Below are 21952 nucleotides of genomic sequence, written 5' to 3' on the forward strand. Positions count from 1 at the left end.
GTGTGTGAAAAAAAATTTTCATTCGTTTGGCGAACTTAAAAAATGATTGCTTTTGTGCCATGTATGTTGGTTTTTTGAACTGTTGGGACAGCGAAAACGCTTTTATAATTGAAGTATACCATGAGAGTTACAGGAGGAACTGCAATGAGAAGTCTGCAACGTACGTGGCCATTTCATATCATGCTGCTGCCAGCCATCATTTTCTTAATTGTATTCAGCTACATTCCGATGGGCGGCATCGTGATGGCCTTTCAAAATTACAAACCTTGGCTAGGCATAACTGGTTCCGAGTGGGTTGGACTGGATAACTTCCGCTTTTTGTTTCAACGGGAGGACAGTCTTCAAGTCGTCTGGAATACACTAATTATTGCTGTGTTAAAGATGTTTTTCAATCTGGTGGTTCCGTTTGTTTTTGCTATACTGCTGAATGAAATTCGCAAGGTCGGCCTTCAGCGATCCATTCAGACACTGGTTTATCTGCCACACTTTCTTTCGTGGGTCATCTTGGGCGGAATTCTGATTGACCTGTTGGCTACAGATGGATTTATGAATCGTATTCTCGGTAGTTTCGGGATCCAGCCTATCTTTTTTCTGGGAGAAAATAACTGGTTTCGGTTTACTGTCATTGTATCGGATATATGGAAGGAGTTCGGATACAACACCATCGTATTTCTTGCTGCACTGGCGGGTATTAATCCTTCGTTGTATGAGGCTTCTGAAATGGATGGAGCGAGCCGCTGGAGACAGACGCTGCACATCACTGTACCTTCGTTAATTCCGATGGTAGTCGTTGTTGGAACGCTTGCACTTGGCAATGTACTGAATGCCGGTTTTGACCAGATTTTCAACCTTTATAATCCGCTGGTTTACCAAAAAGGCGATATTATTGATACATTCGTCTACCGGACAGCGTTAATCAATGGGGAAATGGGCTTTGCCACCGCAATCGGCTTGTTCAAATCCGTTATCAGTATGATTCTCATTCTGATATCTTATCGACTTGCTTACAAATGGGCAGGTTACCGCATATTTTGATTCCACGAGGCTGAAAGAGGGAGAGTCATGTATCATAAAACAACGCCATACCGCATCTTCAATGTGTTTAACATTTGCTTGCTTGTGATTTTGTCCATCATGTGTATCGTTCCGCTGATTCATGTGTTGGCGGTATCATTTAGTGCTAAATCAGCAGCAGATGCCAATCTGGTTGGACTGTGGCCGGTGCAATTTTCATTAGAAGCCTATAAGAAGACGATGAATAACCCAATTTTTCTGCACTCTATCTGGATTTCTGTCTGTCGGACTGTATTGGGAACCGGCTTAACATTGCTTATTACCTTTTTAGCTGCTTATCCACTTTCAAAGGAAACATCTGTGTTCCGTAGCAGAAACGTATATTCATGGTTGTTCGTATTCAGCATGATTTTTAACGGTGGTCTGGTTCCATTCTATATGGTTATTCAAAAGATCCATCTTATGGACAGCTTCTGGGTACTTGTTTTGCCGGGAGCGGTCAACACATTTTTGGTCATCCTTATGTTGAACTTTTTTAGAGGAATTCCTAAAGAGATGGAAGAGGCCGCATTGATCGACGGAGCAGGACATTTTCGGACATTGTTTAGTATCTTTTTACCGATATCCCTGCCTTCCATTGCCACGATTGCGCTGTTTAGTATGGTATTTCATTGGAACTCCTGGTTTGACGGTCTGCTCTATTTGAGCAATGCAAAGGACTATCCGCTGGCGACGTTCCTGCAAACTGTAATTATTCAGAAGGACATGAGTTCCATGAGTATGAGTCCCAAAGAGATGGAATTACTTTCTCAAACGACGGTTAATGCTGCGCAAATTTTCATTGGTGCAGCGCCTATTCTCATTGTATATCCATTTTTACAAAAGTATTTTGTTAAAGGTATGACGCTAGGTTCCGTCAAAGAGTAACAGAATTCATAGAAGGAGATGATTTGTAGTGACGAAGCAAAACATAATCAAGTACCCTCCCATTAGTGAGCGAGTTCCACGTATGCTGCATGGCGCGGACTATAACCCGGAGCAATGGCAGCATTACCCTGAAGTGTTAGCGGAGGATATCCGTCTAATGAAACTAGCCAAATGCAACGTGATGTCTGTCGGCATTTTCTCATGGGTTTCATTGGAGCCTGAGGAAGGTGTATTTACGTTTGAGTGGATGGATCGTATTCTGGATTCGTTTGCTGAGAACGGAATCTATGCTTTTTTGGCCACTCCTAGTGGAGCAAGACCAGCCTGGATGTCACAAAAATATCCTGAGGTGCTGCGTGTGGAGGCTAACCGTGTCCGTAATCTGCACGGGTTTCGCCATAATCACTGTTCTACATCGCCTGTTTACCGGGAAAAAGTACGTATCATGAATACGAAGCTGGCCGAGCGTTATGCTAACCATCCGGCTGTGATTGGCTGGCATATTTCCAATGAATTTGGTGGAGATTGCCACTGTGATTATTGTCAGGAGGCATTTCGTGCTTGGGTCGAGGATAAATACGGTACGCTGGACAAGCTTAATCACGCATGGTGGACAACCTTTTGGAGTCATACGATTACAGATTGGAGCCAAGTTGAGTCCCCAGCACCTCACGGTGAAACACAGGTCCATGCCCTGAATTTGGACTGGAGACGGTTTGTGACCGATCAGACCGCAGATTTTATCAAACATGAGATTGTGCCGCTCAAGGCTGCAAATCCAGCAATTCCGGTCACAACCAATTTAATGGAGTTTTTTGAAGGGTTGAATTACTGGAAGTTTGCTGATCTGCTCGATGTTATATCCTGGGATAGTTACCCAACATGGCATGACCGTGAGGGAGATGATAGCCGTCAGGCTGCTAAAGTGGCCATGATGCACGATATTATTCGTTCAATCAAGGGAGGCAAGCCTTGGATGCTCATGGAGAGTACGCCGAGTTTGACGAACTGGCAAGACGTAAGCAAGCTGAAGCGACCAGGAATGCATCTGCTATCGTCTTTACAGGCTGTGGCACACGGGTCAGACACCGTTCAATATTTTCAGTGGCGGAAAAGCCGCGGTTCGAGTGAAAAGCTGCATGGTGCGGTTGTCGATCATGTCGGACATGAGCACACTCGTGTATTTGGAGATGTGACAGAGGTCGGTAATGCGCTGGAAAAACTGGAGGAGGTTATCGGTACATCGGTACCGGCGGAGGCCGCAGTCATTTTTGACTGGGAGAACCGTTGGGGAATCAACGATTCACAGGGACCACGCAACAAAGGTGTGAAATATGAAGAGACAGCTGAAGCGCATTATTTGGCACTTTGGGAGCAGGGTGTACCTGTAGATGTCATTCATATGGATGCAGATTTCTCCAAATACAAACTTTTGGTAGCTCCGATGTTGTATATGGTCCGCAGCGGTGTGGGGGAGCGTATACAGAAGTTTGTTGAAAACGGTGGCGTTTTCGTAGCAACCTATTGGTCTGGTATCGTAGATGAACATGATTTGTGCTTCCTTGGAGGCTTTCCGGGGCCGCTTCGTAAGACGCTGGGGATCTGGTCGGAAGAGATTGACGGGTTGCATGATCATGACCGTAATCACATTTTGCCGGTTGAAGGCAATGAGCTGGATCTGCAAGGGGAGTATGAAGCTGTAGAATTGTGTGATCTCATTCATACGGAGGGTGCAGAGGTACTGGCTGTGTACGGCTCAGACTTTTATGCAGGACGCCCGGCTTTGACGGTGAACCGTTTGGGAGAGGGAAAGGCTTATTACATCGCATCACGCAACACCGGACTGTTTCACAGTCATTTTTACAGAAGTTTAATTGATGATGCAGGAATCAGTAAAGCGCTCAATGTGAAGTTGCCTCATGGAGTGAATACGGCGATTCGTACCGATGGGGTTCATGATTATATTTTTATACTAAATTTCACGCATGAGTCGCAAAAGATTACGTTGGATGGGCGAACTTATGCGGATATGCTTGAAAATCATGCGATAGAAGATGGTAGCGTTCAATTGGATGCCTACGCTGTTAAGGTTTTAAAGACAGAGCGCAATAAATAGAACATGATATTAAAGTGTGATCTCTGTCGTTTTCCCGAGTGAGGGAACTGGTAGATTGGTCAGAGGCAATGAGAAGTATACAATTCGGATGGGAGATGACTTATGAAAACAGGTAACCGCACGATGGTATTTGCGATGTTGATCTTGCTATCCAGCTTATTGTATCCGTTCGGCTCTGTAGGGTTGGGTGCGGCTTCGGCCGCCCCTGCTTTCGCCAAAGGAGCAGATATAAGCTGGGTAGCAGGAATGGAAGCGCAAGGTATGACTTGGAAGGATAAAAAGGGTGTTCGTCGAGATATACTGCAAATTTTGCGAGATGACTATCAGATTAACTCGGTACGTATCCGTGTGTGGGTAAATCCTGACATGAAAGATTATGCAAGCGGATACATGAATGCCGAAAAGGCAGCAGAACTAGCGCAGCGAGCTAAAAAATTGGGTATGAGCGTTATGCTGACTCTACATTATAGTGATTCCTGGGCAGATCCAGGGCAACAGAACAAACCTTATGCGTGGCGCAATTTCACATTTACACAACTCATGGATGCAGTCTGGTCTCATACGGTCTATGTTATGAACACGATGAAAAGCAAGGGGGTAACACCGGACTGGGTGCAGATCGGTAATGAGACGAACAATGGAATGCTCTGGGAAGACGGCAAAGCTTCGGTGAACATGAAAAACTATGCCTGGCTCGTCAATACAGGTAATAATGCTGTAAAATCGGTAAGCAGCAGTACTAAAACGATAGTACATTTAGCCAACGGGGATAACGGTTCCGTGTTGAACTGGAATATCGGCGGGCTGATTGATAATGGAGCTCAGTTTGATCTCATCGGGCTGTCTCTGTATCCGTCTCCTTCTGACTGGCAGGGCAAGGTGGATCAGACGATTACCAATGCCAATAACCTCATTGCCAAATACGGTAAAGGTATTGTCATCAGTGAAATCGGGATGGAATATAACGAACCTGCAGCTTCCAAGGCATTTATTTCTGCAATCAAAACAAAGGTTCGGAACATCGGAGGCGGCAAAGGTACAGGGGTATTTTATTGGGAGCCGGCTGCAACTCCAGGTTACAATCAGGGTTATAACAAAGGTGCTTGGCAGGCTGACGGTAAGCCAACCTCAGCTTTGGAAGGATTTGTAAATTAAGAAGTATGTAAGAGTATATCAAAGAACCTCTAGTTCGCTTTCTATGCAGACTAGAGGTTCTTTATTGTTATCTTGAGTTACTTGGAAGTTATAAAATTAGGCTTCCCGGTTCACCTTGAAGAACGAAATGAGCTCTTCCAGCTCCCCGGACATCAATGTAAGCTTGTCAGAAGCTTGGACAATAGAAGCCATAGACTCAGCCTGTTCTCCAATGGTATGCTCGATTTGTTTGCTGCTGCCGACTGTTTTGCTAACTGTCGAAGACAGCTCGTCAGAGGTAGCTGACATTTCCTGCGTGCTGGCCGAGATCTGCTCCGTTGCGCTGGATACCTCCTGAATTTGTGACGACACTTTATTAGACGCATCTAAAATTTCAGAGAACATTTCGCCTGTCTGCTTCGTAACTTCCAGCCCAATGTGAACTTCTTTTGTACCAAGGCTGATGCCTTTTACAGTCTGCTCAATTTCTCTTTGGATTTCTTCAATGAGCTCTGCAATTTGTTTGGCAGACTCTTGAGACTGTTCAGCCAAATTACGCACTTCTCCTGCTACGACTGCAAAACCTTTGCCCTCTTCACCGACTCTGGCAGCTTCGATAGAAGCGTTCAATGCAAGCAGATTCGTTTGACTGGCAATGCCTGTAATGATGCTGACGATATTACTGATTTCGTTAGAACGGTTCTGCAGCGCATTAACGGAATCAGCTGTACTTTCCATTGTAGTGGAGATGGAGTCCATTTGAGCGGAAAGCTTCTGGGCTACCTGATTGCCTTCAACGGAGCGTTTTTCCATAGAATAAGCTTGATCCGCTACGGAAGAGGAGCTTTCGGCAATCGTTTGGATAACTGTCGACATTTCATTCATAGATCTGGAACTTTCAAGTGCTGCGTGATCCTGAGCTTCAAGTCCCTGGGTTATTTCCTGAATATTGCTGTTAATGACGTTCGTATTCGTACTGTTTTTCTCGCTAATGCTTAACAATTCCTGGGCAGATCCCGTAACTTCTTGTGTTGTATCCTGTACTTTCACCATTGTATCGTTAAGGCGTTTGATCATAGAATTGAATTTTTGATTGATAATGCCAAGGTCGTCCTCGCCTGTCTTGATTTTTACATTCAGATTACCCTCGCTGACTTCCTCAATTCCCTTCATCAAGCTACGAATCGGGGATAGGGTCCGTTTTACCAATAAATATTGGATCGTTAAGAAGATCGCAAGGAACAGAATGAGCAATGACACACCATATACAAGCAATTTATGAAGTCCGGTAGGTACAGAGCTCGCGTCTACGTCAAAGTATATCGCACTTGTGATTTTACCGCTTTCATCTGTAATTGGGTAAACAATAGTAGTCCATGTACCATATTCGTCCGAGTAAAAGCTGCTCAATGATGATTTATTGGATTGAAGCATTTTATTTACAGCTTGTGCATTTTCGTCAGGAAGAGTGTACATATCCCCAATATCCAACTTCAAGTCTTGGAAAGCTTGGACTAAATTTGTGGGAACGCCAATAATGGAAGTTTGATTTCCTTCTGTTAGTTCTGTGCCAAATATGTAAGCTTGGGCAACATTAGGATAAAATGTGTGGATAGAATCTAGGAATTTGCGTAAATCCTGTTGAGCAGAACCGTTATAATCTTTTTCGCTTAATGCTTGTTGTACTTTTGTTTTGTCAACATCTTCTGCCCATTTTTTAGTCAATACTTTAACTTGGTCTTGCAGCTGCGTGGTGAGAATGTTTTTTTGAAGTATATAGCTGGATGTGATGAGAATAGCACCTATTAATACGATGTTAAGAAAAGAGATTAATAGATTTTTACCAAAAAAGGACATAGTTCTCCACTTCAAGTTTTTCACGTTTTCTTCTCCTTTGAATTAGCAATTTAGTTTCATATACAACCTACCCCATATATATTTCGACAATTTGCTTTCTAAATGTTAGGTATTTATTAAAAGGGAGAGAAGAAGGTTATTTAAAAAGAACGGCGGCCCCCTAGAGAATGAAACGATGGGACCGCCGCTTGTCGGCAAAACTGGATTTTATGTTGTTTTTCCGAATAATCTTACTAAATCATTTTATTGTTCAAACAATATTTAAAAAATAAGATAAATGAGAGCGAACGGGTATGCTTTATACCTATAAATACCTGGATTGCATTGAGGGTTCTTAAGTTTCTGTCCCTTATAAAAGAAGTGAAATGAGCAAGGGTAGTGAAATGAGCGATAAGACTGAGCTAATAACAAATGCAGATGCAGCTTCCGTTTCCAGTGTTTCATAACGGGTAGCAATCATAGCGGCGACAGCCGAGCCGGGAAAAGCGACAAGCAGTACGGCTTTGGTTACATCCTCATGGGATAGTCCTATCAGAACAGCAATACCGAGCATAACAATAGGCATCACGATGGCTTTCAGTACAGCGATGCTAAGTGCTTTTGGACTGAACGTAATCTTTTTGATACCAATGGTTACCCCGATGGCAAATAGGGCTGTACCAGCAGTAATATTGCCGATTTGATCAAACATGGATTGTAAAAGTTTCGGAGCGTGGAATCCACATAGAGTCAATACGACACCAAACAAGGGTACGCAGGCAAGCGGCTCGCTGAGTCCATGAAGGACTGATTTCATAGTGACTTTAAATAAGTTGCCTTTAGTGCCGTCGGATTCTGTTGTTTTGCGCTGACCGACCGTTCCCAAAATACTTGCAAGCGGATCAAGAATGGCATTAACGACGATCCCAGTAATCGCAATAGGGATGGCGACTGCCGCACTTCCGAACAAGCTTCCCAGAACCGGAATTCCCATGAATGCGAAAGAAGGCTGTGTTGAATTCAATGCGAACATGGAGGATTCAGTCAGGCCTTTTTTGGCAATTAAGCGATAAACAATGAGCAATACAATATAAAAGCCGATTACACCAAGTAGCAAAGCCACAAGAAAGGGCCACTTTTGAATCAATGTCTCTCTTGGTGTCGTCGTAATACCAATAAACAAGTGTGCAGGTAGAGCAAACTTCGTCACGAGTGTATTTAATCCCTTAGAAGAAGCAGGGTTAAAAGCCTTAAACAATCCTGCGAAATAACCAATTAAAATGACAAAGAAAATAGGAATTAAGATAATAAAAATATGACCTGTAGCCATGATGTCGCCTCCAATGAAGATGTCCGCCAAAAATGGCGGACATCAGTTAAATAATCTCTTTGCGTATGCAAGTACAAATTTGATGTTGTCGCTATTTTTTAAACCAGGACCGCTTCCTGACCATATTGTTTGATTGGTTTATATTTGCAGTCCCACATCGCATCTCGAACCGCTTGTGCGATATCGTCCGGTTGATGACGGGCTACTCCATCCTGAACTGCTGCCTTGGCCACAGCCACGGCTACCGCTTCAGATACTTCGCGTAATTCATTGATTTTTGGCAGCAGGGAAGCACCAGGCTGCGACAAATCAACCATTTGAGCTACTGCATGGGCAGCTGCTGCAAACATGCTATCTGTTATAATTTTGGATTTTACCACGATTGCGCCAAGACCAAGACCCGGGAACACGAAAGCATTGTTGGATTGCCCAATTTCAAACTTAATATTGTTATAGATCACCGGCTCAAAAGGACTTCCTGTTGCAATGAGGGCTTTTCCTTCGGTCCAGTGGATCAAATCTTGCGGAGTTGCTTCTGCCAGTGGAGTCGGGTTGGACATAGGCATAATAATAGGACGTTCTGTATGTTTGGCCATTTCTTTAACGATTTCCTCACTAAATGCCCCAGTAACACCGGAAGTACCAATCATAATCGTCGGTTTTACGCGGCGAATGACTTCAAGCAGTGGGATTTTGCCATCCTCAGCATGTTCCCAGTCACGGCATTCTGCAACATCACGCACATAAGGGACTTGGAATGGAAAAAGTCCTTCTGTTTCGTTGGTAAGCAGGCCACGGTAATCATAAGCCCAGAAGTTACGTCTTGCTTCTGCTTCTGACAGTCCTTCCAGCATCATGGCTGCGCTAATTTGGTCTGCATTGCCGATTCCAGCAGCTCCTGGGCCAAAGACTAGAACCCGATGCTTGCTCAGTGGGATTCCGGACAATTGAACACCGGACATTACACCTGCGAGCGTAACCGCTCCAGTACCTTGAATATCGTCATTAAAAGTCAAAATACTATTTCCGTACTTATTGATAATGTTCCGTGCGTTGACATTGCCCAGATCTTCCCAGTGCAGCAGGGCATTCGGGAAAAAGGAAAGTGCAGCTTGAACATAAGTGTCAATAAATTGGTCATATTGTTCTCCACGTACACGTTTATGACGATTCCCCATATATAAAGGATCTTCCAATAGCTTCTCGTTGTTTGTACCTGCATCAAGAACAACTGCCAGTACTCGGCTAGGATCTATACCAGCAGCAGCAGTATACACAGCAAGCTTACCAATAGAGATATTAATACCTCCGACTCCCCAGTCCCCGATTCCCAAAATACTCTCGGAATCTGTGGCTACGATCAGGTCGATATCATCAGGGTCTAGGTTCAAATTCTTAAAAGCCTCTCCAATACCCGCCAGATTATCAATAGATAAATACATACCACCAGGTTTGTGATATTCATGACTGTATTCCTGTATAGCCTGGCCTACTGTTGGTGTATAAACAATCGGGAGCATTTCGCTTAGGTGCTCAGAGAGCAAACGATAATAAAGAACGGTATTCCGATTAAAAAGATCATTTAACGCAACATTTTTACGCAAATTATCCGGTTGGCTCTGAAATTGCTCGTAAACCCGCTGAACCTGCTCCTCAATAGTTAATATCGTAGGAGGAAGGAGACCGTCAAGTCCAAGCTGTTTCCGTTCTTCCAGGGTAAAAGCTACTCCTTTATTCAGCAGTGGGTTGGCAAGTAGATCTTTTCCGGTTAATTTAGTTTCGATAGATCCGTCTTCCGTAAAATGAAAAGCACGCATTTCCAATTCCTTCTTTCTAAAAAATTACATTTAATTAATCCTTGAACAATTCGTGAACAAGTATACGCCTTATTTTAAACCAAGTGAACAAGTATGTTGTGTGAAAAATGGTTATATAAGTGTTTACATAAGAAAAATTATGAAAATGAAAGCGATTTTCAATGTTTTTCGAATGAAAATTTCATTTAATTTTCATGATATTTTCGGAAAATATTTATTAAATGTGATAATTATCATAGTTTTATAGGCGCAGTTCGATTAAGTGTGCATGAAAAATAGCTTAACTTCATTTTATATAAACGAAGTTAAGCTATTTTTTGGCTATAGGGATGGTTGAGGGACAAAATTCAATGCTTCGCAGCTCAATGTTTAATGAACATCAGGCATTTAATTCTCCGATGCGATTGACGGCTTCATCAGTAACTGTAGCAGAGCGTCGCATCCAGCTGTTACGCCATTTCAATTGCATTATGATGACGAGGGTAAAGGCACAGAACGTGATTAGGCTCAGAGAGATAAAGCCCGGCATATAGGAACCCGTTGATTTGTACAGATGACCCAGTATAAGGGGGAGGAAGTACCCACCTATGCCACCAGCAGCGCCGACAATGCCGGTCATGAGCCCGATTTCGTTGCCGAACCGCTGCGGAACGAGCTGGAATACGGAGCCGTTGCCAGCGCCAAGGCACATCATGCCTACGAACAGCAGCACAACTACCACGGTAAGTGGCGGTAAAAACGCAATGCCGGCGAGCATAATCCCGGCTCCCGCATACAAGTACATTAACATGCGTGAACCACCAATCCGATCGGACAAAAAGCCGCCTACAGGACGAAAGAAGCTTCCGGCAATCACACAAACGGTCGCAAAATCGGCGGCATGTACCGCGGAGAGGCCATATTGGGTATTGAAGAAAATAGTCAAATAATTAGAAAGACCAACGAATCCGCCAAACGTCACGCAGTAAAAGGCACAGAATACCCAGGCATCCCTCTGTTTGAGCACCGAAGCATATTGCGACAGACTTTTTGGTGCCGGGCGGTGAGGGCTGTTGCGGGCAAAAATACTGAACAGAATGAAGACGGTTAAGATGGGGAGGATAGCCAATCCGAAAACGGCTTCCCAACTGCCAAAATGTTGAGCAATGCGGTTGGCGAACAAAGTCGCAAGGACGGTACCGCTATTACCAGCACCGGCAATTCCCATAGCCAAGCCTTGATGCTCTTTGGGGTACCATTGACTTGCCAACGGCAGCGCAGCTGCAAATGATGCTCCGGCTACGCCCAGGAGCAGGGCAACAACGTACAAGTGCTCCAGCGAATCAACCCACAGCCAGCCGAGCAAGAGAGGGATTATCGTAACAAGCATACCAATCTGTCCTGTGAGCTTCGGACCGATATAATCTGACATGAATCCGAGCACGAGCCGCAGCAGGGAACCACCGAGTATGGGTAGGGCGACAAGATTGGCTTTTTGTACAGGGTCCATTGGATAATCATTAGCAATTACAACGGCCAACGGTCCGATCATTCCCCATATCATAAAACTGATATCAAAATACAGAAAGGAGCCAAATAGGGTGGGCTTGTGTCCGCTTTTCCAGAAATTTTTTTTGTTCATTCTCCATCTCTCCTGTTCTAATTGTTGTTCTTTGTCTGCAAAATGTAATTTGAACATGAAAAAGCCGCAAATCGCCCCTACATGGTATCTAGGAAACGGTTTGCGGCTTCATTGCCGTGGTTGACACACCTCATTGTGAGTCGACTTGGTATGATCACGTTGGAGTGATTTTAATCAAATTATAAAAAAGAATCTGTTTTATGTCAATATACGTAACACGAAATCGCAAAAAAATTAAATATAAGGCGAAAAATATAGCATTCATGTATTAAATATTGACATAACATTCACGATTCAGTAATCTTAGATACATATCGGCACAACGATGTGCCGACATTTACGGCAACGGTGCCCTTTTCCATTGAATGGAGAAGGGCTTTTTCTGTCTTATTTTATTCGGAGAATGGGGCTGGTTTAATATGATGAAAAAACTGGTCGTCGTCGGCAACGGTATGGCAGGCATCAAATGTGTGGAGGAAATACTCGTTTTGGAGCCAGAGCGGTTCCAAATCACGATATTTGGTGCAGAGCCCCGTCCCGGGTACAACCGAGTGCTCCTGTCCAAAATGCTTCAGGAGGAGAGCTCATTTAAACATATCGTTACCCATGACTGGGACTGGTATGAAGAGAACGGGGTAAAGTTGTACGCGGGTGAACGCGTCTGTCGTATTGATGTTGCAGCCGGGATGGTGGAAACGGAATCCGGTATGAAAGAACCTTATGACATGCTCATATTGGCAACGGGCTCATTGCCTTTCATGCCGCCCATTCCCGGAGCTCGAAAACAGGGAGTAATCGCTTTTCGTGATGTGAATGATTGTGAAACCATGGCGAGATATGCCAAAACATACCGCAAGGCCACGGTTATCGGAGGGGGGTTGTTAGGACTTGAAGCCGCTCAAGGCCTACTGAATCTAGGGATGGAAACTGAGGTTGTTCATAATGCGCAGTATCTTATGAACCGTCAGCTTGACCGGACGGCGGCTGTGCTTCTGCAGCGAAAGCTGGAGCAACAGGGCATGAGGTTTCATTTGGCGAAGGAAACGGTCAACATCATAGGCCGAAACAGGGCGCAAGGATTGATGTTTGCGGACGGGGACAGGTTGGAAACGGATTTGGTTGTGCTGGCGGTTGGTATCCGACCGAATATCGAATTAGCTCAGGACAGCGGTCTGACCGTAAACCGTGCCATTGTCGTGGATGATTATATGCGCACGAGTATTCCTGGTATTTATGCCGTCGGCGAATGTGCTGAGCACCGCGGGATTTCATACGGGCTAGTGGCGCCGCTATATGAGCAGGGCAAAGTGCTGGCAAAAGTTATTTGTGGTCGTGAAACGGCTCCCTATGAAGGGACGGTTCCGTATGCGCAGCTCAAGGTAGCGGGAATCCATGTGTTTTCCGCAGGAGACATTCGTGATGAGGGAAACGAGACAGCAGTCATGGAATATAACGGGATGCTGGAGGTTTATAAAAAAGTGATGATGCACGGCGGTGCTGTCACTGGCGCCATTTTGTTCGGAGATACGGCGGAAAGTACCTCGCTGCTCGGAATGGTACAGCGCGGAGCGCCCGCTACAGAGCTTACATCCCGGGATAACAGCGGAAGCAAAGCGGAGGATGCGGCAGCCGCACTGCCGGAAGAGGAAACGGTATGTGCGTGCAACGGCGTGAGTAAGGGGGCTATTTTGCGAGCGATCACTACGGATAAGCTGAAGACGGTGGAAGAGGTGAAGAGCCGGACCAAAGCATCCGGTTCCTGTGGGGGCTGTCGGCCGCTGGTGGCTGCACTGGTCAAAAATAGTTTGTCCCAATCGACAGTTTCCGGACCTGTAGTTACTCCGACCGCCCAAGAAGTAGTCCCTGTGTGTGGATGTACGCATTACGATCATGATTCGCTTAAAACAGCTATGGTGGACGCAGCCTGTCAGACTCCAGATGAAGTAGTGTCCCGTCTCGGTTGGACTAGACAGCAGGGGTGTGAATTGTGTCGGCCGGCTGTACTTTATTATTTGGAATCCCTTGGGTTGCGCGACAGATCTGCGACAAATCCATTAGGTGCTGGTGTTGTGGTTCAGGTCACACCGCAGTACGGAGGAGAAGCGCCCTCTGCGGGTCTGCGCTTCACGAACCTAAATGCCGAGAATCGGGCTTTTGTTGAGTCGGACCTGATGGATCAGGCATTTGTAGAAGTAGCCTGGCTCAGAGAGCGGTTGGTAACTTTATGGGGAAGTCTCGCATTGCCCGCGTTGGTTACAGTTGCTATTTGTCCTGGATCGGCGTATCCGGCAGGTGTACTTGTCCACGATATTGGAATATCCCGATCTCCAGTAGGCTGGGAGGTTTATGCCGGTGGCCATGCAGAGCATCCAGTTCGCCAGGGGCAGCTGCTTGGATTGGAGGAAGACCCGGCAGAAGCGGTCCTGATGGCTGTAGCCTGCTTGCAAATATACCGACATAGTGCCCGGTATGGGGAGAAAATGTGGGAGTGGATTGAAAGGACTGGCGTTCTGGCATTACGGGAAAGTGTGCTTGACGCTGCTCTTCGAAGTGGACTGGCGGGTAGCCTGCGGACCACAATGCTGACAGGATGATGTGATGGGTTGAGTTCAGTTGTGGCGATATTCTATCGTGTGCAGACAATAAAATTCCGAAAAATGGCGAAGGGGAGGTGACTTTGATGTGTCAGTCAGGAGAAGGCAAACCGGAAGCTGGGCTACATGTATCGTCAGTAATGGATACGCAGTGCCCGTTTTGCAGCGTGCAATGTAAGATGACCGTTAGTGCGGGTACGGAGACACTTGCGGGTATCATCCGTACAGTGTATAAGGCGGAAGGGAAGCCTAATGCAGCCTCGCAGGGTAGGCTGTGCATCAAGGGAATGAATGCGCATCAGCATGCGACTCATGCGGAAAGGCTGGTACAGCCCCTCATACGCAAAGAGGGCAAACTTGTTCCCGTCAAGTGGGAGGAGGCGTTGGATACTATAGCTAGCAGTTTCTCTACGCTGCTGTCCACACAGGGTCCCGATGCAATCGGAATTTACGGTGGAGGTTCACTCTCCAATGAAACGGCTTATTTACTCGGTAAATTTGCAAGAGTGGCTGTAGGTACACGATATATCGATTATAACGGGCGCTTCTGCATGTCGGCAGCGGCATCCGCTGGCAGTAAAGTGTTTGGCGTTGATCGCGGACTGACCTGCAGACTGGCTGATATTCCGTGGGCTCGTTGTATTGTGCTTGCAGGCACGAATATCGCTGAATGCCAGCCGACCTTAATGCCTTATTTTCATCAGGCGAAGGAAAACGGCGCGTTTGTCATTGTAATTGACCCGCGCGCGACACCAACGGCGGCGGCTGCCGATTTGCACCTGCAAATCAAGCCAGGTATGGATGCTGTGCTGGCTAATGCCATGCTAAAGGTCATCGTGGACGAAGGATTTGCGAATGAAGAGTTTATCCGCAAGCGGACCAACGGCTATGATCAGCTGTTGACTCATTTGAAGGGTGTGGATCTGAGCGAATCGGCTGCGTTGTGCGGAATTGAGGTAGAAATGATCCAGCAGGCAGCACGTGCCTTTGGCAGTGTGGAGACCGGCATCGTTTTTACGGCCAGGGGTGTTGAACAGCAGACAGATGGACATATGGCGGTGCGTGCATTTCTTAATCTGGTGCTGGCCACTGGCAAGATTGGAAGGGAAGGGTGCGGTTATGGAGCTATTACAGGTCAGGGAAACGGGCAAGGGGGGCGAGAGCACGGCCAAAAGGCTGACCAGCTTCCTGGTTACAGATCAATTGAGGATGAAGAAGATCGAGCCTATGTGGCGTCCGTGTGGGGAGTAAAACCAAGCAGTTTACCGGGTAAGGGAGTGTCCGCCTATGAAATGATGGAGCTTGTCCATCAGAGAGAAATCCAAGCTTTGTTCGTGATGGGCTCTAATCCTGTTGTATCTAACCCGAATGTCCGGCTGGTGGAGGAAGCCCTCAAAAAGCTGAATCTGCTGGTTGTGGCGGATATGTTTCTCACTGAAACCGCGCGGATGGCCGACGTTGTTTTGCCTGTGACGTCTTATTTGGAGAATACGGGGACGATGACCAATCTGGAGGGCCGCGTTCTGCTACGGGAAGCGGCGAGGTCCGCACCAGGCGAGGCTAGAGATGACTGGAATATTTTGTGTCAGGTAGCTGCAAAGCTAAACAAGGGCAGCTATTTCTCGTACAGGGATGCTGAGCATATCTTTGAAGAACTGCGGCTTGCCAGCCGGGGCGGTCCTGCCGATTATTATGGGATCACATATGACAGGCTGCGTCGTGAAGAAGGGGTATATTGGCCATGCCCGTCTACGGACAGAGCCGGTATGGATACGATGTTTCGGGAAACCTTTGCCCATTCCGATCAAAAGGCTATTTTTACGGTGGTTGAAAGCTGTGGAGCAGGAGAGGAGATATCAGAGGAGTACCCGCTTATTTTGACGAACGGCCGCGTGCTGGCTCACTATTTGACTGGTGCACAAACGCGCAGAAGTCCGTCGCTGGCCGCACGAGAGATTGAAAATTATGTAGAAATTCATCCGCGGACAGCGCGACGCTGGCATATCAGGGACGGGGAGTGGGTAGAAATAGCATCACAGCGCGGTAGCTTCACTGTCCGCAGCCGGATCAAACCACATATCCGCGAAGATACGCTCTTCGTGCCCATGCATTGGGGTGGGATACAAAATGTAAATCGGGCGACTCGACCCGATCTTGATCCGTTCTGCCGGATGCCTGGCTTCAAAACGGCTGCTGTGCGTATCCGTCCCCTTCATCTGGCTGCAGTTGCAACAAGTGCAGATAATGGGGAATGGTCTGAGTTCTAGAGCAGGACTGAGTAAGTGACTTTTTCTTTGCATAAAAGGCCAGCCCCCTTTGTATGAGTGAGGGGCTGGCCTATTTGACTTGGATAGTTTAGGGCCCGCAATCCCTAGACTGCGTGACGCCAATAATTATAAATGCAATCGGGTTTCGGATCTGCTTGCTCCCGTTTTTATTTCTTTTCTGAGCATAGCTTCCCGCCAGTGACAATACAAACCCCAGGCGTCCCCGTTTTCTAACAGCGGTTTGCAGGTATACAAACCTTCCTCTATGGAGTCGACTCGCCCTGCAACGAACAGTCGGACCGCACTGTTGAGTAACACTTGATTCGAAAAGGCTATAGAAGCTGTGCCTTGTAGCACTTCCTCCGTAATGCGCAGTTGTTCAGCGGGGGTCCAGTTATGCTCTGGTACCACCGAATCCAGCCCGTACATTTCCGGATCAATAACCTGTAGTGATACCTCGCCGTTAGCAAGCAGGTAAGTCCGGGTCGGCCGATCGATGAACAGATCCTCCGATCCTTCGCTCCCCTGGACGATCAGAGCCCTGCGGTAATTCAGATTTTGCATGAGTTTTGCCGTCTTCTCGAACACAGTATTGTGGAAAACGCCGGATACAATATACGGGGAAGAACCGTAATCAACCAGTTTCTCGGCAGTATTCAGCACTGTGCGAAGCCCCAGCTCTTCGCGAATGGGCCGCATATCTCGCAGGGGCGCGCACCACTGTTCGGAGGCAACGAACAGTACACCAGTCAGCTTCGCGGCATGAATGGCGGTTTCACGTGTCATGTTCCGGGACGTTACCCCCATTTCCTGCAGTAAAAGCGGGAGCGTAACACCCCATTTGGGAGGGAGAGGTGCACTGCCATGCATCGTTACAGGAATTCCGCATGAGGCGAGTAGAAAGGCCGTTGCGAAGGTGGCGATAAATGAAGACTTTCTGCCATCGTACGGACCGGCGAAATCAATCCCTTCCTGCATCGGAAAGCGATGGGTATATTTACGGCAGATGTTTACGAATGCTTCCAACTCGGCAACACTCTCCATTTTAATGCGCTCCGCGGCAAAGAAAGCTCCGATTTGAGCAGGGGTTGCTGACTGGGTCATAATAAGTTCGGCAGCAGCTTCGGCTTCGGCGTAATTCAGATCCCGGGCGCCCCTTTTGCCGCGACCAACTTCTTTTAATATTTCAATGATATTCATGTTCGGGCCCCTTTCAGATTTATGCTTTTAGCATTTGCTGTGCTTTGACGATGGAGATGGCCACATCAACGATACGTTTGCGTTCGTTCATTGCTTTTTTGCGTAGCACATCATATGCTTCCGCTTCCGGGATACCGTTTACTTCCCCAAGTATTCCTTTCGCCATATCAATCCATTTGCGTTCTTCCAGCCGAGCGGTCAGTTGCTTGCGTTCACTTTGCCAGTGCTGGCGTTCAAAAAAGCGTTTGGCGCTAAAATGAAGAGCCCAATTCAGCTCATGGGCTGCCATAGAAGGGGTTAGAATGCCATCGACAGTGACATCAGCTTCACAGGCCTCTGTCGATGATAGCGCTGATTCTGCGCTGCACCACCAGAGCAATGGGATCGCTTTGGCTTGCTCCAGCCTGCCACTCCATATGCTGATAGTGCCGACAGGTATGTTTAGTACCGCCGCGTCTGCATTAAGAATTAGCTGTTTGATTTCAGATTCATTGCGGCAGGGCAGGGTTAGGTATCCGTTGGACTCTAAAAGGTGCTCAGGTCCTGCCTGCCATGAGGAAACGGCGTGTGTCTGCTCAGATACATAGTCAGAATGTAAGTGAATTACCAACAAGGAACGCAAGCGGGCTCCTCCTCTCTGTAACATGAAGGGTAGTTAGCGATGGGGATAGTAATCATTGATAACAAATATGACATAAGATTTTGTCTGCCTGCTTATTTTTTTTATCATCATCAAGCTAAAACGGACTTTTAAACCATTTTGGCGTGTTTTGGACTGAAAATCAATCCTAATTTTGTAGGGGAGTGATATTTTATACGTCATAGATATGTTACATGGTGATAAAATATAATTTTTTATAAGTTAATGCGTAAGGAATGTTGACATATCATTTGAAGCATTATATATTAGCTACAATACTTTTTAATTCCATACTCTGATGGATACAACGGCGTATTCGATGAAACGGCAATGGAGCCTGTTTTCTCATGTGGAGGGATATTTTGAATCCCCATATGTGAAGCAGGCTTTTTATGTTTTGAGGATACAAATGGAAGGGAAGTGACCTGATGAACGATATCCAAAAGTTAGTGTTGATCGGCAACGGAATGGCGGGGATACGCACTCTCGAACATTTGCTGAAGCTTGCACCAGGTAGCTATGAGATTACGGTATTCGGGGCCGAGCCCCATCCAAACTATAACCGGATCATGCTGTCCTCCGTTCTGGCGGGAGGGGCTGGTTTGCAGGATATTGTCATTAACGACTGGAGTTGGTATGAAGACAACAATATTCGATTGTATACCGATGATCCTGTCACAGCCATCAATACGGAAAAGCAGCAGGTGACGTCGCGCTCCGGCGTATGCATCTCTTATGATTTGTTGTTGTTGGCAACAGGTTCTAAAGCCTTTATTCTGCCGCTTCCAGGGGCCGACAAGGAGGGTGTTATCGGTTTTAGGGATATTCGTGACTGTGAAACGATGATGGAGACGGCAAAGACGCACAAAAAAGCAGCTGTTATCGGCGGCGGATTGCTTGGGCTAGAGGCAGCTAGGGGGCTGCTTAACTTGGGGATGGACGTCACAGTTATTCATATTAACGGATATATTATGGATCGGCAGCTGGATGAGGCTGCTTCCCTTATGCTCCGGCGCGAGCTGGAGGAGCAGGGAATGACTTTTCTGGTCAATAAGCGAACGGCGGCTATTACGGGCCGTCGTCGCGTGGAAGGATTGAAATTTGCCGATGGCAGTGAGCTGGAAGCAGACTTGATCGTTATGGCGGTAGGCATCAGACCAGACATTGAACTGGCGGTGTCGGCGGGAATTCCTGTAAACCGTGGCATCATCGTAAATGATTACATGGAAACGAATGTCCCTGGCATATACGCCGTTGGCGAATGTGCAGAACACCAGGGAATCACTTACGGACTGGTAGCTCCATTATATGAGCAGGGTGGTGTGCTGGCTCAGCGGCTCGCGGGAATGGAGACTCCCGGCTACAGTGGTTCCGTCACTTCTACAAGGTTGAAGGTATCGGGTGTCGACGTGTTTTCAGCAGGGCATTACAAGGATGAACCGGGAACACGTTCCCTGCGGTATCAGGATGATATTGGCGGCGTCTACAAAAAAATCGTGATCAAGGACGAAAAACTGATCGGAGCCGTTCTGTTTGGGGATACGTCTGACGGAGCCATGCTGTTTTCTTTGATCAAAAGTGGCGAGTCGGTGGTTGGCCGAGAGAAAGAGTTATTACTTGGCTTCAATCCCGGTCAACCTGAAGCTAGTGGCGCCATGATGCTGGAGCAGATGCCTGATGACGAAATTGTATGCGGATGTAATGGTGTATCCAAGGGTGACATTGGAGAGGCGGTTGCGGCTGGCTGCCGGAGTGTCGGGGAGATTAAGGCATGTACGAAGGCATCGGCATCATGTGGCGGCTGCAAGCCATTAGTGGAGGGACTCTTACAGCTATACGCAGGCGCAGAAGCCGGAGAAACGCTGAAAGAGGGGATTTGTAGTTGTACGACGCTTGACCGGGAAGCGATCATTGATGGCATTCGGGAGATGGGATTGAAGAGCGTCAAAGAAGTGATGAATGTGCTGGGATGGAACGAACCGGAAGGTTGCACGAAATGTCGGCCGGCCCTCAATTATTATCTAGGTATGGTATGGCCGATGGATTATGAGGATGAGAAGGAATCCAGATTCACGAATGAACGGTACCATGCCAATATACAGAAAGATGGCACATATTCTGTCGTGCCCCGCATTTATGGAGGAGTTACTTCACCTGCCGACCTGAAGAAAATTGCTGCTGTCGCAGAAAAATACAATGTGCCTCTGGTTAAATTTACGGGTGGCCAACGTCTTGACCTGCTTGGTGTGAAAAAGGAGGATTTGCCGGGGATCTGGGCCGAGTTGGATATGCCGTCTGGATATGCCTATGGAAAGACGCTGCGAACGGTTAAGACGTGCGTAGGTAACACCTTTTGCCGCTTTGGCACTCAGGATGCTATGGGTATGGGCATTCGGTTGGAAAAGGCATTTGAACGGCTGAATGCGCCATCCAAAGTCAAACTGGCTGTATCTGGTTGCCCGCGTAACTGCGCTGAAGCGACGATCAAGGATTTAGGCGTCGTTGCTATTGACGGTGGCTGGGGGATCTACGTTGGAGGTAACGGCGGTATTAAGGTTCGGGCAGCTGAACTGCTTTGTACCGTTAAAACCGAGGATGAAGTAATGGAATGGACCGGTGCCTATCTGCAGTATTATCGCGAGCAGGCCAATTGGAACGAACGCACAGCCCATTGGGTGGAACGGGTCGGAGTTGAATCCATCAAACAGGCACTCGCGAATGCAGAGACGAGGAAACAACTGGTGACCAGAATTGAAGAGACGTTAAGCACGACGACTGATCCGTGGCACGAAATTATTCACAACGAAGAGCTGCGCAAAAATTTTGTACAGTTGCCGGAACTTAAGGCAGTAACGGAATAGGGGGCTGACAAAATGGAGACCAATACGACAACCAACAGAGTCAGAATAGCTGATCTGAACGAAATTGACCGACGTGGAGCAAGGACAGTTCGCATTCATAATACAGAGATAGCTGTATTCCGTCTGAGCGATGGCAGCGTGCATGCGCTTGAGAATCGTTGTCCGCACAAAGGGGGGCGGTTATCCGAAGGAATGATATGTGGCTCAGCGGTCCATTGTCCGCTCCATGACTGGAAAGTTAACCTTTCCACTGGCCGGGTGCAAGAGCCGGATACTGGATGTGTGACTGCTTACCCCACGGAGATTGATAGTGAGAGCGGGGCGGTTTATATCGTAATCTAAGAGTTCTATACGTATTGTGCTGATGGTTCTGCTTTTTTTCTTCTATATAATAGAAGGATCAAGGTGAAAGGCTTTGTTGAAGAAGTGGTGCTGTTAAAGTGCAATGATCTCAGTATACAGAAAAGTCGACCCTATTTTTTCGGGCGGCTTTTTTATCTTATATGTATGATTTAAATTAAAAAATAGGTTATTGACTAAATCTTAGTCAATAACCTATCTTCTTTTCTCAGGATAACTCGCTTTATCTCTAGAC

14 protein-coding genes are annotated in these 21952 nt (G+C 46.8%); 8 read left to right on the forward strand and 6 right to left on the reverse strand.

From position 1 onward, the window contains the following. Positions 1-144: 144 nt before the first annotated feature. From MHB54_RS23175 to MHB54_RS23190, 4 genes are all read left to right on the forward strand, one after another. The gene (locus tag MHB54_RS23175; protein ID WP_025718416.1) at positions 145-1035 is read left to right on the forward strand and encodes an ABC transporter permease; all 891 of its coding nucleotides are present in this window, start codon (positions 145-147) and stop codon (positions 1033-1035) included. Positions 1036-1062: 27 nt separating this feature from the next. Beyond that, the gene (locus MHB54_RS23180; protein WP_023989359.1) at positions 1063-1941 is read left to right on the forward strand and encodes a carbohydrate ABC transporter permease; all 879 of its coding nucleotides are present in this window, start codon (positions 1063-1065) and stop codon (positions 1939-1941) included. A 28-nt stretch (positions 1942-1969) separates the two neighbouring features. Beyond that, positions 1970-4057, forward strand: a complete 2088-nt coding sequence (locus MHB54_RS23185) for a beta-galactosidase (RefSeq protein ID WP_319640855.1) — start codon at positions 1970-1972, stop codon at positions 4055-4057. A 102-nt stretch (positions 4058-4159) separates the two neighbouring features. Next, positions 4160-5212 (forward strand): glycoside hydrolase family 53 protein, encoded by a 1053-nt coding sequence (locus MHB54_RS23190; RefSeq protein ID WP_068941472.1) that lies wholly within the window; start codon positions 4160-4162, stop codon positions 5210-5212. A gap of 96 nt (positions 5213-5308) precedes the next feature. Here MHB54_RS23190 and MHB54_RS23195 read toward each other — a convergent pair whose 3' ends face one another. The 4 genes from MHB54_RS23195 to MHB54_RS23210 all read right to left on the reverse strand — a co-directional run bounded on the left by MHB54_RS23195 (position 5309) and on the right by MHB54_RS23210 (position 11795). After that, a complete protein-coding gene (locus MHB54_RS23195; RefSeq protein WP_023989356.1) occupies positions 5309-7072 on the reverse strand; it encodes a methyl-accepting chemotaxis protein in 1764 nt (587 codons plus the stop codon). Between the two features lie 325 nt (positions 7073-7397). Continuing rightward, on the reverse strand, positions 7398-8357 hold the full coding sequence (locus tag MHB54_RS23200) for an AEC family transporter (RefSeq protein ID WP_025718424.1): 960 nt from the start codon (positions 8355-8357) through the stop codon (positions 7398-7400). A 98-nt stretch (positions 8358-8455) separates the two neighbouring features. Then, on the reverse strand, positions 8456-10174 hold the full coding sequence (locus tag MHB54_RS23205) for an NAD-dependent malic enzyme (protein WP_023989354.1): 1719 nt from the start codon (positions 10172-10174) through the stop codon (positions 8456-8458). Between the two features lie 379 nt (positions 10175-10553). After that, the gene (locus MHB54_RS23210; protein ID WP_076159425.1) at positions 10554-11795 is read right to left on the reverse strand and encodes a nitrate/nitrite transporter; all 1242 of its coding nucleotides are present in this window, start codon (positions 11793-11795) and stop codon (positions 10554-10556) included. Positions 11796-12214: 419 nt separating this feature from the next. Between MHB54_RS23210 and nirB (MHB54_RS23215) the strand changes: the two genes are divergently transcribed. Together nirB (MHB54_RS23215) and nasC are read left to right on the forward strand one after the other, a co-directional pair. Continuing rightward, positions 12215-14389 carry a nitrite reductase large subunit NirB gene (gene nirB / locus MHB54_RS23215; protein ID WP_264453592.1) on the forward strand — a complete coding sequence of 725 codons (2175 nt, stop codon included), beginning with the start codon at positions 12215-12217 and terminating at the stop codon, positions 14387-14389. 86 nt (positions 14390-14475) lie between these two features. Beyond that, positions 14476-16656 carry an assimilatory nitrate reductase catalytic subunit NasC gene (nasC, locus tag MHB54_RS23220; RefSeq protein ID WP_264453594.1) on the forward strand — a complete coding sequence of 727 codons (2181 nt, stop codon included), beginning with the start codon at positions 14476-14478 and terminating at the stop codon, positions 16654-16656. A gap of 126 nt (positions 16657-16782) precedes the next feature. Here the strand turns inward: nasC and MHB54_RS23225 are convergent, their stop codons facing one another. Both MHB54_RS23225 and MHB54_RS23230 read right to left on the reverse strand, forming a co-directional pair. After that, positions 16783-17856 (reverse strand): anthranilate phosphoribosyltransferase, encoded by a 1074-nt coding sequence (locus MHB54_RS23225; protein ID WP_264453595.1) that lies wholly within the window; start codon positions 17854-17856, stop codon positions 16783-16785. A 19-nt stretch (positions 17857-17875) separates the two neighbouring features. Beyond that, positions 17876-18478, reverse strand: a complete 603-nt coding sequence (locus tag MHB54_RS23230) for an ANTAR domain-containing response regulator (RefSeq protein ID WP_023989349.1) — start codon at positions 18476-18478, stop codon at positions 17876-17878. A 446-nt stretch (positions 18479-18924) separates the two neighbouring features. Here MHB54_RS23230 and nirB (MHB54_RS23235) point away from each other — a divergent pair, with 446 nt between their 5' ends. Both nirB (MHB54_RS23235) and nirD read left to right on the forward strand, forming a co-directional pair. Beyond that, positions 18925-21357 (forward strand): nitrite reductase large subunit NirB, encoded by a 2433-nt coding sequence (nirB, locus tag MHB54_RS23235; RefSeq protein WP_264453596.1) that lies wholly within the window; start codon positions 18925-18927, stop codon positions 21355-21357. 12 nt (positions 21358-21369) lie between these two features. Next, entirely contained in the window at positions 21370-21699 is a 330-nt protein-coding gene (gene nirD, locus MHB54_RS23240; protein WP_264453597.1) for a nitrite reductase small subunit NirD, read from the forward strand. Positions 21700-21952: the final 253 nt, after the last annotated feature.

Source organism: Paenibacillus sp. FSL M7-0802 (assembly GCF_038004945.1).
Taxonomy (GTDB): Bacteria; Bacillota; Bacilli; order Paenibacillales; family Paenibacillaceae; genus Paenibacillus; species Paenibacillus polymyxa_B.

Bases quoted from the DNA above. Each gene is read 5' to 3' on its own strand.
- MHB54_RS23175 (WP_025718416.1), top strand. From the start codon at position 145: ATGAGAAGTCTGCAACGTACGTGGCCATTTCATATCATGCTGCTGCCA.
- MHB54_RS23180 (WP_023989359.1), top strand. From the start codon at position 1,063: ATGTATCATAAAACAACGCCATACCGCATCTTCAATGTGTTTAACATT.
- MHB54_RS23190 (WP_068941472.1), top strand. From the start codon at position 4,160: ATGAAAACAGGTAACCGCACGATGGTATTTGCGATGTTGATCTTGCTA.
- MHB54_RS23200 (WP_025718424.1), bottom strand. From the start codon at position 8,357: ATGGCTACAGGTCATATTTTTATTATCTTAATTCCTATTTTCTTTGTC.
- MHB54_RS23205 (WP_023989354.1), bottom strand. From the start codon at position 10,174: ATGCGTGCTTTTCATTTTACGGAAGACGGATCTATCGAAACTAAATTA.
- MHB54_RS23210 (WP_076159425.1), bottom strand. From the start codon at position 11,795: ATGAACAAAAAAAATTTCTGGAAAAGCGGACACAAGCCCACCCTATTT.
- nirB (WP_264453592.1), top strand. From the start codon at position 12,215: ATGATGAAAAAACTGGTCGTCGTCGGCAACGGTATGGCAGGCATCAAA.
- nasC (WP_264453594.1), top strand. From the start codon at position 14,476: ATGTGTCAGTCAGGAGAAGGCAAACCGGAAGCTGGGCTACATGTATCG.
- MHB54_RS23225 (WP_264453595.1), bottom strand. From the start codon at position 17,856: ATGAATATCATTGAAATATTAAAAGAAGTTGGTCGCGGCAAAAGGGGC.
- nirB (WP_264453596.1), top strand. From the start codon at position 18,925: ATGAACGATATCCAAAAGTTAGTGTTGATCGGCAACGGAATGGCGGGG.
- nirD (WP_264453597.1), top strand. From the start codon at position 21,370: ATGGAGACCAATACGACAACCAACAGAGTCAGAATAGCTGATCTGAAC.